The sequence below is a fragment of the Chitinophaga ginsengisegetis genome, assembly GCF_900168065.1.
GTDB lineage: Bacteria > Bacteroidota > Bacteroidia > Chitinophagales > Chitinophagaceae > Chitinophaga > Chitinophaga ginsengisegetis.
Window position 1 is genome coordinate 16,051 of sequence record NZ_FUZZ01000005.1, and the last position, 13,373, is coordinate 29,423.

9 protein-coding genes are annotated in these 13,373 nt (G+C 46.6%); 7 read left to right on the forward strand and 2 right to left on the reverse strand.

The features are described from left to right. Positions 1 to 147 precede the first annotated feature (147 nt). On the reverse strand, positions 148 to 1,332 hold the full coding sequence (locus B5Z18_RS26155; RefSeq protein ID WP_079472515.1) for a vWA domain-containing protein: 1,185 nt from the start codon (positions 1,330 to 1,332) through the stop codon (positions 148 to 150). A 185-nt stretch (positions 1,333 to 1,517) separates the two neighbouring features. Between B5Z18_RS26155 and B5Z18_RS26160 the strand changes: the two genes are divergently transcribed. From B5Z18_RS26160 to B5Z18_RS26170, 3 genes are read left to right on the forward strand one after another with little or no spacing between them, the layout of a single operon-like run. Continuing rightward, a complete protein-coding gene (locus B5Z18_RS26160; protein ID WP_159454438.1) occupies positions 1,518 to 3,278 on the forward strand; it encodes a tetratricopeptide repeat-containing sensor histidine kinase in 1,761 nt (586 codons plus the stop codon). Further along, positions 3,275 to 4,030: a LytR/AlgR family response regulator transcription factor gene (locus B5Z18_RS26165; protein WP_079472516.1), complete on the forward strand. Its 756-nt coding sequence runs from the start codon at positions 3,275 to 3,277 to the stop codon at positions 4,028 to 4,030. Before B5Z18_RS26160 ends, B5Z18_RS26165 begins: the two co-directional genes overlap by 4 nt. A gap of 57 nt (positions 4,031 to 4,087) precedes the next feature. Next, positions 4,088 to 4,489 carry an SDR family oxidoreductase gene (locus B5Z18_RS26170; protein WP_079472517.1) on the forward strand — a complete coding sequence of 134 codons (402 nt, stop codon included), beginning with the start codon at positions 4,088 to 4,090 and terminating at the stop codon, positions 4,487 to 4,489. 68 nt (positions 4,490 to 4,557) lie between these two features. Here B5Z18_RS26170 and B5Z18_RS26175 read toward each other — a convergent pair whose 3' ends face one another. Beyond that, positions 4,558 to 5,571, reverse strand: a complete 1,014-nt coding sequence (locus tag B5Z18_RS26175; protein WP_079472518.1) for a LacI family DNA-binding transcriptional regulator — start codon at positions 5,569 to 5,571, stop codon at positions 4,558 to 4,560. A gap of 338 nt (positions 5,572 to 5,909) precedes the next feature. Between B5Z18_RS26175 and B5Z18_RS26180 the strand changes: the two genes are divergently transcribed. From B5Z18_RS26180 to B5Z18_RS26195, 4 genes are read left to right on the forward strand one after another with little or no spacing between them, the layout of a single operon-like run. Then, the gene (locus B5Z18_RS26180) at positions 5,910 to 9,077 is read left to right on the forward strand and encodes a SusC/RagA family TonB-linked outer membrane protein (protein WP_079472519.1); all 3,168 of its coding nucleotides are present in this window, start codon (positions 5,910 to 5,912) and stop codon (positions 9,075 to 9,077) included. A 20-nt stretch (positions 9,078 to 9,097) separates the two neighbouring features. Next, positions 9,098 to 10,705 carry a RagB/SusD family nutrient uptake outer membrane protein gene (locus B5Z18_RS26185; protein ID WP_079472520.1) on the forward strand — a complete coding sequence of 536 codons (1,608 nt, stop codon included), beginning with the start codon at positions 9,098 to 9,100 and terminating at the stop codon, positions 10,703 to 10,705. Positions 10,706 to 10,728: 23 nt separating this feature from the next. Further along, positions 10,729 to 11,619, forward strand: a complete 891-nt coding sequence (locus B5Z18_RS26190; protein ID WP_079472521.1) for a DUF5017 domain-containing protein — start codon at positions 10,729 to 10,731, stop codon at positions 11,617 to 11,619. Between the two features lie 31 nt (positions 11,620 to 11,650). Next, positions 11,651 to 13,369 (forward strand): sodium:solute symporter family protein, encoded by a 1,719-nt coding sequence (locus B5Z18_RS26195; protein ID WP_079472522.1) that lies wholly within the window; start codon positions 11,651 to 11,653, stop codon positions 13,367 to 13,369. Positions 13,370 to 13,373: the final 4 nt, after the last annotated feature.

Genomic DNA, 13,373 nt, shown 5'->3' on the forward strand with positions numbered 1-13,373 from the left:
GATCATAAGAACGGGTTTTACAGCCAGTGGTTTTTATAGGATTTAAAAAGAGATGCCGGGGGATGGCACACTTAAAGATACTTAATAAGGCTGATATTTATTTGCAGTAAAACCGCCTCATTTAATGATGAGGCGGTCTTTTTTTAATCATTTTTCTGCGGTGTATCCTTTGGCGTTAGCCACCTGTATAATAGACTGGTTAATGGCAGCGCCCAGGTCGTCAATTTTATCAGTTTTCTTTAATGCCTCATCAATATATTTCTGCCGTTGTTTGCCCAGCACGGCGATTTCTTTTTGAATACTTTCCCTTTCCTTGCTTTTCTCTGCCACCAGGGTTGTCAGCTCTGCCTGGCTTTTTTCTTTCAGCTCTTTGGGCAGCTCACTTTTGCTGATGCTTTTTAATACGCTGGGGTCTTGTTTCACGCGGTCTACCAGATCCCAGTTGTCGTTTTTATAAACAGCTTTTGATTTGCTTACAAACCGTTCTACAGAGTTGGCGGAAGAGAGAGACCTGGCATTTTTATCCTGCGTTACCTGGTTGCTTTTTCTTAGCTCACCGGAAGCGCCATATGCGATATAGGTTTTGTTGATCCGTTCGTTGCAGGCTTCAATGTTTTTATCATAGGGAGTTTCAATAAAAACCACCTTTCTGTCGGAATCGATATTAAAATACTGGCCTTCGCCTTTGTCGGCGCCGTCTTTCCAATGGGTGGCTATTCCTTCCCGTTTATCGCCGCAGTAAATAGTATTTATGAAGATGCTTTTGCTGATGGCTTGTCCGGCGGCGGTTTTATAGCTCACCGGTCCCTGGTTGAAAGGCTCGTTGCCTGCAATATAAATGAGCTTCATATCAGCTTCATCTTTCCCCCACTCGAGTGATTTTACGGCAGATGTGATTACCGCGCCGCAGTATTCTGATCCGCCATTGGTGTGAAGGGCGAATAGTTTTTCGGAGATAAGATCGAGATCGGTGGTGAGCGGGGTTACCTGCCGGATGTAATCATCCGAGCGGGAGAGACCGTCGTTGCCGTATTCATAGAGCGCGATTTCTATTACAGGCGTTTTTCCTTTGTATTTCAGGGTGGTGAGGGTATTGATAATATTCCAGAGTCTTGATTTGGCCTGGTCTATCAGCCCATCCATGCTGTTAGAGGTATCCAGCAGCAAGGCTACCTGTATACGGGTATTGTCGGCGGCGGAAGGAGTGGTAGCGATAACAGGTGGCGGGGCGGCTGTTATGCTTTTTGTTTCCGGGCTTATCTGACCGGTATTATATTTCCATATCAGGAAGCCCGATACCAGTATGGCGCTGGCGAATAGTGTCGTTTTCATGATGTTTGATTTAAGATTACCCCATGAAAATAAAGGGTCTTCTTTAGCCGGCGGGACACCACTTGGTGAAATGGTATATTGAATGGGTGAAATACCAGCCTGCCCGTTCTGAAAAGTCTTATTTTGCGGTAGAATCGATGATCATGGTACGTTACTGTATTTGCATATTTATCTTGTTGGGGTTGTTGTCTGCAGCAACTGCGCAGGATTCTGCCGGCGGCAAGCGTGGTACCTTTCCTGTGTCTAAAGCGGCAAAAGCCCTGAGGAAATCGCTTTCCAATAATGATGATGAACTGCAGACAGCCGGTAAATACGAGGCATTGGCAAAAGAACTGACGGATAAAAGTGAATATGCCAAAGCGGAAGAATATCTTAAAAAAGCGCTGGACATCTACACAAGATTAAATCATAAAGATGCGGCAGCTGCAGGTCGCGCACTGGCAAAAGTGCAGGAAATGCAGAACAAGATTATACCGGCTATACAAAACTACCAGTCCGCCGGCGATGTGGCGATAGATAAAAGCCTGGTGAACATCAACCTCAATGATGCCAACCGCTTGCGGAACAACAGCAACCCCCGGGCGCAAACGAACTACGCCCAATCCAATGTAGATATCATTGAAAAGACCGGCAAGAAAGAAGAAGCCGCGGATGCCTACAAGCAACTGGGAAACAGCCTGCTGCTGGAAAACAATACCTCGGATGCCATCGCCAGTTATAAAAAAGCAATCGAGAAAACCGACAATACACGGGAGATTGCAGACATCAGCAAGAAAATTTCTAAGGTATATGTGGAAGGAAATAATATTGATGCCGCCATCCGCATGAATGAAGCGATCCTGGAAAAAGCAAAGCAGGAAGATAATATTGAATTGCAGATAGACCAGGTGCGGGAACTGGCGCAACTGTACACCACGAAAAACCTACCGGGAAAAACGGGGAGCCTGTTAGAGGAAGCATATGCGCTGGCATTTAAAAGCGGAAATACGTCAAAAACGAAAGACTGCCTGCTGGCGCTGACCCGCTACTACCGGGAGCAGCAAAAGGAAGCCGTTGCCATGACGCGGTATGACGATTTCCTCCATCGCCTGGATACGCTTATCCGGACCGACAGCTCCCTCGTAGATGCCAGCCTGTTCGATATTACAGAAGGAAAGATCAAAGACCTGGAAAGGGAAAAGGAATTACAGCTGGCGCTGATCAGCAATAAAAATAAGCTTAACTATTTCCTGATCGCCTCTATTTTAGCAATGGTGGTACTGCTGTTCTTTATTGTCCGTTCCCTGTACGCCATTAAAATCAAGAATAAGAAAATTGCGTTGCAGTCGTTGCGGCGGGAAATGAATCCTCACTTTATCTTCAACAGTCTGAATAGCGTAAACCAATACATTGCCGAGAACAAGGAAGTGGAAGCAAACAAATATCTCACTTCCTATTCCGGCCTGATGCGGAATGTGATGGAACATTCCAATAAGGATTTCGTTCCTTTATCTACTGAGATTGAACAGCTGAAAAGCTACCTGGATCTGGAGCAGCTGCGCTTCAGCGATAAATTCATCTACATACTGGATATTGATGAAGCACTGGATACCGATGCCGTCATGATTCCGAATATGCTGATCCAGCCGCACCTGGAAAATGCGGTATGGCATGGACTCCGGTATAAAGCTACGAAGGGGTTGCTCCGGGTAACATTTCAAAAACAGGCGCAGTTTATTCAGGTGGTGATAGAAGATGATGGAATAGGGCTCACGGAAAGCCGGAAGTTGAAAACCATTCACCAGAAAGCGTATCAATCGAGGGGCATTACCAACACCACGGAACGGATCAGTTTATTGAATGATATTTACCATCTTCATATCCGGTTGCAGATGGAGGAAATAACATTGGAAGGCACCACCGGTACACGGGTAGTGCTGCAACTTCCTTTAATGGATAAAAAATGATGTTAACAGAAAAAATCACTTCCGTGATTGTGGAAGACGAAGCAGCCGCCATGGCCGCCTTGCAAAACTACCTCGGGAAATTTTGTCCGCAGGTGGAAGTGGCAGGCACGGCCCAGAACAGCCGGGAAGCCATCGCGTTGTTGCATGAGCTGCGGCCGCAACTGGTATTCCTCGATGTGGAAATGCCTTTTGGCAACGCCTTTGACGTACTCGATGGCTGCCAGGATCTTCAGTTTGAAACTATTTTTGTAACGGCCTTTTCTGAATATTCCCTGAAAGCACTCAACCAGAGCGCTGCCTACTATTTACTGAAGCCGGTGAGCATAGAGGAATTGATCCTGGCAGTAAATAAAGTGCAGCAACAACTTCAACAGAAACACTGGCTGAACAGGAACCGCATCATACTGGAAAACGTCCGGGAAAATAATCCCGGTATGCAACAGGTAATATTACCCACCCTGGATGGATTTGATGTAGTGAAGATGAATGAAATTGTACGCCTGAAAGGGAATGGTAATTTTACAGATGTTTATTTAACCAACGGAAGTAAAAAGATGGTATGCCGTTTTCTGAAACATTTTTCGGAGATGTTACCCCATCCGTTTGTGCGGGTGCATAAATCGCATATCATCAATATCCATTATGTGCAGTCTTATCATAAAGGTGCGGGTGGATATGTAAATTTGAATGATGGTACTGCGGTGGAGGTATCGGCGGCTTATAAGGATAATTTGCTAAAGGCGTTTCAGTAGGTATTGCGAGCTATGGACTTTTAGTAAACCTTTTGAATAAAAGAATACGAACCAGCTATGAAGAGAATTCAGGAGTTTAAGCCGCTTATTAATGATGATGGCGCCATCATTTTTACTACTGTCGCCAATGATCGTATTTTTCCCGGTCTGAGCGCTTACTCCGGTTCAAAAGAAGCTGTAAAGGCATTTGCGAAAGTACTTGCGGCAGAGTTACTCCCCAGGAAGATCCGTGTTAACTCAGTTGCTCCGGGCTTCATTATGACTCCAACGATGGGAGTGGCCAACCTGACGGAAGAAGACAGGGAAACATTTATCGCGCAAGGGAATGAAATAACACCATTGAAACGCCACGGCACCGTTGAAGAGGTAGCTGCTGCAGCGCTGTACCTGGCCGCTGAGGCCACCTTTACCACCGCAATTGAACTGCCGGTGGATGGTGGATTTGCTCAGGGTATCTGAGAATAACACAGAAATGGCAACACAATTGTAAGCTGGAAAACTAACCTGTGAAGGTTAGTTTTTCAATTTTAACTGGAGTTCCGCACAATCAGCTCTGTTTTCAACACCCGGATAATACTTTTCCATTCTGATACATCGCGGCTGATCTGGTCTATGAGCAGCTGTGCGGCCGTGCCGCCGATTTCTTTTACCGGTTGTGATACCGTGGTTAATGAAGGATGAATAAGTCCCGATGCAAAGTCGTTGCTGAAGCCCACCACCGCAATATCTTCCGGTACCTGCAAGCCTCTTTTCTTCACCACCTGTATAATCTCAATGGCAGTAGGGTCGTTAATGGCAAAGATGGCATCCGGTGGATGGGGGAGGTTTAAAAGATGGTTTACATAGATATGCACCTTGTCGAGGTTCAGATCATACGGGATTACCAGGTCTTCATCCAGTTCAATATTGTTCTTTCTTAAAGCGGCCTTATAGCCGTTCAGTCTTTTCTCACTTATTTTGAGCGAAGGCGGGCCGGATAAATGTGCGATCCTTTTCCTGCCTCTTTCAATCAAATGATTTACTGCGCGGAATGCGCCATCATAATCGTCAACAATTACTTTGGGTACATCCATTTCATCACATACCCGGTTAAAAAATACGATGGGAATACCCTTTCGCTGGAATATCTTTAAATGATCGAAGTTCTTTGTTTCTTTGGTGATAGACACCAATACACCATCTACCTGGTTTGCCAGCATCACTTTAGTGTTGGCTACTTCCGTTTCATATGTTTCATTGGATTGGCAGATGACCGTGTTATAGCCGGCTTTGCTGGCTACTTCCTGCGCGCCGATGGTGATATTTGGGAAATAGGAACTGGTAAATTCCGGGACGATGATGCCTATGGTATTTGTTTTCCTGGTAACCAGGCTGATCGCCAGCATATTGCGCTGGTAGTCGAGTTTTTCCGCCAGATCTAATACGGCCTGCCTTGTTACTGCGTTCACACTGGGGTGACCGGTTAAAGCCCGTGATACGGTTGACTTAGAAAGATTAAGCTCTTTCGCAATGTCAACGATGGTGATCTGGTGTCGCTTCATGGGTTATTTTTATGTAAAGAAACACAATTATATCAAAAATGGGAACATTCCCAATTTATGGGAATGTTCCCATTGTCAAAATCATCATTTTTTTTACCATCGGGTAACAGTTAGTTATAATCTTTGGACACATAAATTCTCACGATATGAAAGAACTGTTGCTCTCAACCTCTTTTGCGCCAGCCATGCCTGTACCTGTCACTTTACGCCAATCATCCACGTTTCACATATTGCACCATTACATGGAGTAGGTACCTCCACCGGCGATTTGCCCGGAATAGAATAAAAATATGTGAATGAATCATACAGACTAAAATTCTAAAAACACGTTTGGGGGTATGCACAAAAATGTTTTCTTATCAGCAGGGTATCTGTTGCTCCTGCTCTTTATCATCTTCCCTGCTACGGATGTAGCAGCACAGCAGCCTGCCACGGGGCCTGCCAACAAAATATCAATTACCGGCAAAGTAACGGAAGCCGCAGGCACCGCCCTGGTAGGGGTAACGGTCCGCGTGAAAAACGACAAAACATCCGCCATCACCAATGAAGACGGCATCTATCACATCGCCACCAGTAACGCACCCGGCACAACGCTCGTATTCAGCTATATTGGATTTCTGAACAGGGAAGTAAAACTTACTGCCGGAAGAAGTGTGTACAACATTGTACTGGAGCCATCCATAAAGGGGCTGAACGATGTGGTGGTAATCGGTTATGGAACTGTAAAAAGAAAAGATGTTACCGGATCAGTAGGCGAATTTAAAATTGCCGACCTGGCAAAAGCACCGGTACCTTCCTTTGAAGAAGCCCTGGGAGGCCGCGTTGCGGGCGTACAGGTATCTGCCAGCGATGGCCAGCCCGGATCCGCATTGAACATCGTGATCCGCGGTAATAACTCCGTAACACAGGAAAACTCCCCGCTGTATGTGGTAGACGGATTCCCGATGGAAAACCCGTCCAACAACATCTTCAACCCGGAAGAAATAGCCTCCATCGAAGTACTGAAAGACGCTTCGGCCACTGCTATTTACGGCGCCAGGGGCGCCAACGGCGTTATCCTTATCACTACCAAAAAAGGTAAAACCGGCGCGCCAACAGTTACCTATCAAACCTGGATGGGCTTCCAGGAAAATATCAAAAAGCAGAAGATGATGAGCCCTTACGAGTTCGTGAAATACCAGCTGGAACAGAACTCGGCTTTTTATACGCCTATCTACCTCGGTGAAGATAAAACACTCGACGACTATAAGAATGTAAAGGGAATCGACTGGCAGGATCAAATCTTCCGAAAAGCATTTATGCAAAACCACAGCCTCTCCCTGAGAGGTGGTAATGATAAAACAACCTATTCCCTTTCCGGCTCACTGCTGGACCAGAATGGTATCATCATTAACAGCGGCTTTAAACGCTACCAGGGAAGGGCAGTGGTGGATCAGCGGCTGAATGATAAAGTAAAAGCCGGTATCAACGTAAACTATACGGCTACCAAAACTTATGGCGCCGTAGCGTCGCCAACACCCAACGGCCCAACCTCCAGCCTGATGTACAGCGTTTGGGGCTACCGCCCGGTAACAGGCGACTCTTCCAGCGATGCCTCCCTCGTTAATGAACCATTTGATCCGGATGTGGACCCGCTGAATGAATACCGCATGAACCCGATCATCTCTACAAAAAATGAATATAACCCGTTGTTCAATAATACCCTTATTGCCAACGCATATGTGGAATACAACCCGGCAAAATACTTTACGTTAAGAGTAGCAGGTGGTATTACCAAAGAAGCGCAACGGAAAGAAATATTCAATAATTCCAATACCCGCCTCGGAAATCCAAAGAGCAGTATACTCGGCATCAATGGCTCCGTAAGCAACCTGGAAAGAACCAACTGGCTCAATGAAAACACCCTCACTTACGCCAGGGTGATCAACAAAGATCATAACCTGAATGTATTGGGTGGTTTCACAATGCAGAAGTCGGCTTACTATAGCTATGGCTTCTCCGCCAGCCAGCTGCCCAATGAATCGCTGGGGATGAGTGGCCTGGATGAAGGGATCATCAATACCGCACCTACGGCAAAATCATCCAATGCGCTGATGTCTTTTCTCGGTCGCGTTAACTACGGCTATAAATCACGCTACCTGCTTACGTTGTCGTTCCGTGCCGATGGTTCTTCCAAATTCCCCGACAACAACCGTTGGGCTTATTTCCCTTCCGGTGCGGTGGCCTGGAGGATCATCGAAGAATCTTTCATGAAAAATTTATCTTTCCTGTCAGATGCTAAAATACGCGCAGGATACGGCACCACCGGGAACAACCGCGTAGGGGATTTTGCTTATCTCACTTCGCTGCAGCTGTTCCCTTACTCCGGCTACAGCTTTGGCAACTCGCCCGTGCAGGGCATTATTCCCAGCAACCTGGGATTCCCCAAGCTGAAATGGGAAACCACCGCGCAAACAGATATCGGGATAGACCTGGGTTTCCTGAAGAACAGGATCATGTTTACCGCTGATTATTATAAGAAGAATACAAAAGACCTGTTGCTAAACGCAACACTGGCGCCGTCTTCAGGTTACCTGAGCGGTATCCGGAATATCGGTAAAGTGTCTAACGAAGGACTGGAGTTTTCTGTGAACACCATGAACGTTCAACATAAAAAGTTCACCTGGTCTACCAGCTTCAACATTTCCTTCAACCGCAACAAAGTAATACAGCTGAACGAAGGCGAACCCAGTTACGCCTCCCGCATCACCTGGGGTAACTTTAATAACGCTTATCCATATATTGCTATACCGGGTCATCCGATTGCCTCGTTTTATGGATTTATATTCGACGGCGTTTACCAGTACAGCGACTTTGACCAGTCGAACGGAACGTATGTGCTGAAAGATAAGGTGCCTAACAACGGTAATCCAAGAAGCAGCATCCAACCGGGATACATTAAGTTTAAAGATATCAACGGCGACGGACAGGTGGATAACAGCGATCTTACCATCATCGGTAATCCTAACCCGATACACACCGGCGGGATCTCCAATAATTTCACGTACAAAAACTTCGACCTGAACGTATTCTTCCAGTGGAGCTATGGCAACGATATCCTGAATGCCAACCGCATAGAATTTGAAAACGGTGATGTAACCAGGTCTTTCCTGAATATGTTTGCCAGCTACGCAGATCGCTGGACACCCGAAAATCAAACCAATAAATTATATAAAGTAGGCGGACAGGGACCACTGGTATATTCTTCCCGCACTATTGAAGACGGCTCTTACCTGCGTCTTAAAACCGTGGCACTGGGCTATAATTTACCTGCGGCGTTGCTGAAACAGGCTAAAATAAAAGGGCTGCGGGTGTATACGTCCGCACAAAATCTCATTACCTGGACCAATTACTCAGGACTCGATCCTGAAGTTTCTGTAAGGCAATCGGCTTTAACACCGGGCTTCGACTGGTCCGCGTATCCGAAGGCAAGAACCATCACCTTCGGACTGGATGTGACCTTTTAACGAACTAAAAAGCTGCGATTATGAAACCAAGCAACATAAAATTATCTCCCGTTAGAAAAATAACAACACTCTTCCTGCTGTGCATCTTTGCCGGCAGCACATTCACTGCCTGCAACAAATTCCTGGACACAAAGCCGGAAGATTTTGTAACACCGGAAAATTATTATAATACAGAAGCCGATCTGGACAGGGCTCTGAATGGCGTGTACAACAGGCTGATAGATAACTTCGGAAGAATGTATTCCCGGGGACTGTACAGCTTCCTGTCCATGAGCGATGAATTCTTCTACAAGAATATTACCGTGAATAATTTAAAGGTGATGGATTTCGACGCCGGTCAGCTCGATGTAGGCAAACTCTGGGAAGTGGCGTACCAGGGCATCGACCGCGCCAACCTGTTACTCGAAAATGTGGACAAGCCAAAGATGGATGAAAAAAAGAGAGGCGCTATTAAAGGCCAGGCGCTTTTTTTAAGGGCATACTATTATTTTATCCTGGTAGATAACTACGGTGGCGTGCCATTGAAATTATCTTCCACCAAATCGCCCGTAGAACCAGCGCTGCCCCGGTCTTCTGTGGCAGAGGTGTATGCTTCCATCCTCAACGATATGAAAGCGGCCGAACCGCTGGTAAACGATATCAGTACCTACACCAACAATGAAAGGGTGACCACCACCGCCGTGCAGGCCATCCTGGCAAAGGTATACCTCACCATGGCCGGCGAGCCACTGAAAGATGTATCAAAATATGCGGATGCATTAACCTATGTCAACAAAGTAATCGCCTCCGGTAAACATTCCCTGAACCCGGATTACAGCGCTATCTTCATCAATCACTCTAAAGATATTAACGAGTCGAAAGAATGCCTGTGGGAAATAGGCATGTATGGCAATCAGCAGGGATCTACGCAGCTCGCAGGCGGAGTAGGTATTGAAAATGGTGTGGAATCGCCGGACGACAACGTGGGTTATTCAAATGGCCCGGTACATCCTTCTGCAAGGTTATTCAACCTGTTTGCGGCGGAAGATAAGCGAAGGGATTGGAACATAGCGCCGTACAAGTATTCCATTGTGAATGGCGTTGTTACCAAAGTGGCGTATACTCCCGCGCAGATTTATGAACGTACTGCCGGCAAATGGCGTCGTGAGTATGAAACGCAGGTGCCCAAAAACAGGTCCTATAATTCTACCAACTTCCCCGTGATCCGGTATGCAGATGTACTGCTGATGAAAGCTGAAGCAGAAAATGCGGTGAACGGACCGGTAGCAGAAGCTTACGAAGCTATTAACATGGTAAGAAGAAGGGGCTATGGCAAACCACCGGCCACACCGGATGCCACCGTTGACCTGCCGGCAGGTTTGGGGAAAGATGAATTCCTCGAAGCCGTGCAGGACGAACGGGCCAGGGAGCTGAGCTTTGAAGGGGCACGTAAGCACGACCTGATCCGCTGGGGATTATACCTGTCCAAGATGCAGTCGCTGGCTGCTGAAGTAGCCGCATCTGCGCCATCTGCATGGAAATATTCAGGTAATGCCGCAAAGAATACAACGGCCAGGAACGTACTGTTTCCTATTCCTACTACAGAAACAACCATTAATCACCTGGCAGAACAGAACAAGGGTTGGTAACGCCGCGCTAAAAAGTAATTAATATGCGAAATTCAATATACCTGTTGATCATTGTTATTATATTTATCTCCTGCGCAAAGGAGAAAGTAACAACACCGTCGCTGGAAGTAACTACCTCCTCACTTACGTATAAAGCAGGAGATACCGTTACCTTTAACTTTACCGGCAACCCGGACAATATCACCTTTTATTCCGGTGAACCCGGCCACAACTACGAATTCAGGGACCGCACCACTGCAGAAAATGATCTGCAGATAAATTTCAAATCACTGGTGCAGTTTGGACTGGTCTACAAAAATCTGCAACTGCTGGTGTCTAACAACTATTCCGGTGCAGCAGATACCACCAGTGTAAGGGCCGCCACCTGGACGGATATTTCGGACCGCGCTGTATTTTCCACCGGGCAGGACAATACACCGTCAGGTACCATCAGCCTGAAAGAATTTGCGGACCCGAAAAATACTGCCGCCCGCATTTACGTTGCTTTTAAATATACAGACTATAAAAAAACACAGGGACAAAACCGCTGGGTGATCCGGACTTTTGAAGCCAATAATATTTCAGCAGATGGCGTAGTATCGCCGCTAGCCGTATTGTCAAGCGGGGGCTGGAAAGCATTCGACTTTAAAAACCCCGCATCCGTGTGGTCGGTTACCACCGCGCAGCTGTTGATGTTTGGCGGTAATAAAGATGCAGATGATAATGAAGACTGGGTGATCACCAAAGGGTTTGATCCCTTCTATATTAAGCCGGATGCAGGGGTGGCGCTGAAAAATATCAGCACTGTGCTGCCTTCGTATAAATACGTTTACGCCAAACCGGGTACTTATAAAGTAATATTTGATGTATCTGCGGTACGTTACAATGGTGAAAAGAGAACAACAAAAGAACTTACATTAACTATCACCCCGTAGCTGAAAAGAACGGGTTAAACGGAAACATTTGATGAACACTGTAATCGATACGTCAGTCATTATTGTATTTTCCTTATTTATTATGCTGGTGGGTTTCTCCTTTTCAAGGACAGGGAGAAACCTCAAGTCATTCTTTGCCGCAGGTGAATCAGTACCCTGGTTCATCGGGGGGCTCTCACTTTTCATGAGCTTCTTTTCCGCAGGCACTTTCGTGGCATGGGGTTCCATCGCTTATAAATACGGATGGGTAGCCATCACCATACAATGGACCATGTGTATCGGCGGACTTGTAACAGGACTGTACCTCGCTCCCCGGTGGAAGGCCACCGGCAACCTCACTGCGGCAGAATTTATCAGGGAGCGTTTGGGTGTAGATGTGCAGAAGATCTATATCTACATTTTCATGGTGGTGTCGTTACTGATCAAAGGTTCTGTGCTGTATTCTGTGGCCAGGCTGGTAAGCGCTTCGCTCGGACTGCCACTGATGCCGTCTACCGTGGTGCTGGGCCTGTTTATGATTGCGTATACCGCCGTTGGCGGGCTCTGGGCGGTAATGGTAACGGATATTTTGCAGTTCGTGATCCTCACGGCGGCCATACTTATTATTATCCCCCTGGCTTTTGATGCCGCCGGTGGTGTGCAGCATTTCCTGCATTTCTCACCTGAAGGTTTTTTCAGCGTGGTGAACGGCGAATATACCTGGGGCTTTATCCTGGCTTTTGCATTGTACCACGTGTTTTATATCGGCGGCAACTGGACGTTTGTACAGCGTTATACCAGCGTGGATGTACCCCGGTCCGCATCAAAAGTAGCTTATCTTTTTGCGGGGTTGTATATTATCAGTCCCGTACTCTGGATGCTGCCGCCTATGTTGTATAAAAGTATCAATCCGGGTTTGCAGGGACTTGAAACAGAAAACGCTTACCTGATGATGTGCCAGCACGTGTTGCCGGCCGGCCTCATGGGACTCATTCTTACGGGCATGTATTTTTCCACGTCTGCATCAGCGAACACCGCGTTGAATGTGGTGTCGGCTGTTTTTACAAATGATATCTACAAAGGTTCTATCAACCCAAAAGCGTCTGACAAAAAACTGATGAGCATCGCCCGGATCTCTTCCTGGTTCTTTGGATTGGGAATGATAGGCATCGCTTTAATTGTGCCTTATATAGGTGGTATCGTTGAATTTACGCTGAGCATAGGCGCCGTTACCGGTGGGCCGTTGCTGGCGCCGCCTATATGGGCGCTGTTTTCAAAACGGCTAACGGGGAAGGCTACACTATACATTACCGGCATCAGCCTGGCTACTAATCTTGTATTGAAAATTATCCTTCCGTTGGTATATGGCACCGGTTTAAGTCGTGCTAACGAAATGCTGCTGGGTGTAGGCTTACCTTTTATAATGCTGGCGCTGTACGAAGTATACGCTTATTATAAAGGACTCACCAGCGATGAATATACGCAGCTCAAAGCGTTGAGAATACAGCGTAAGGAAACTGTACGGGAAATAGATGAAAAAGAAGAACTGGAGATAAGAAAGCAAAACAAATTCGGCCTGAAAGTAATCGCTTTTTCCCTTTCGTTTATTGCTTTGCTGTTATTCGGACTGTGTTTCTTTTCCGGAAAAAGTGCCACACTGGTAGCTGGTATTGCCACGGTGATCCTGTTAACAGCTGCCATTCCGCTCCGGGCGTCCCGGAAGGTGAAAGTTGACCCGGTAACATCACCGGCAGCGCATTTAGTAAATTAAAAAG

Excerpts from the sequence above, each read along its gene's own strand:
- B5Z18_RS26155 (WP_079472515.1), bottom strand. The coding sequence starts at position 1,332 with ATGAAAACGACACTATTCGCCAGCGCCATACTGGTATCGGGCTTCCTG.
- B5Z18_RS26165 (WP_079472516.1), top strand. The coding sequence starts at position 3,275 with ATGATGTTAACAGAAAAAATCACTTCCGTGATTGTGGAAGACGAAGCA.
- B5Z18_RS26170 (WP_079472517.1), top strand. The coding sequence starts at position 4,088 with ATGAAGAGAATTCAGGAGTTTAAGCCGCTTATTAATGATGATGGCGCC.
- B5Z18_RS26175 (WP_079472518.1), bottom strand. The coding sequence starts at position 5,571 with ATGAAGCGACACCAGATCACCATCGTTGACATTGCGAAAGAGCTTAAT.
- B5Z18_RS26180 (WP_079472519.1), top strand. The coding sequence starts at position 5,910 with ATGCACAAAAATGTTTTCTTATCAGCAGGGTATCTGTTGCTCCTGCTC.
- B5Z18_RS26185 (WP_079472520.1), top strand. The coding sequence starts at position 9,098 with ATGAAACCAAGCAACATAAAATTATCTCCCGTTAGAAAAATAACAACA.
- B5Z18_RS26190 (WP_079472521.1), top strand. The coding sequence starts at position 10,729 with ATGCGAAATTCAATATACCTGTTGATCATTGTTATTATATTTATCTCC.
- B5Z18_RS26195 (WP_079472522.1), top strand. The coding sequence starts at position 11,651 with ATGAACACTGTAATCGATACGTCAGTCATTATTGTATTTTCCTTATTT.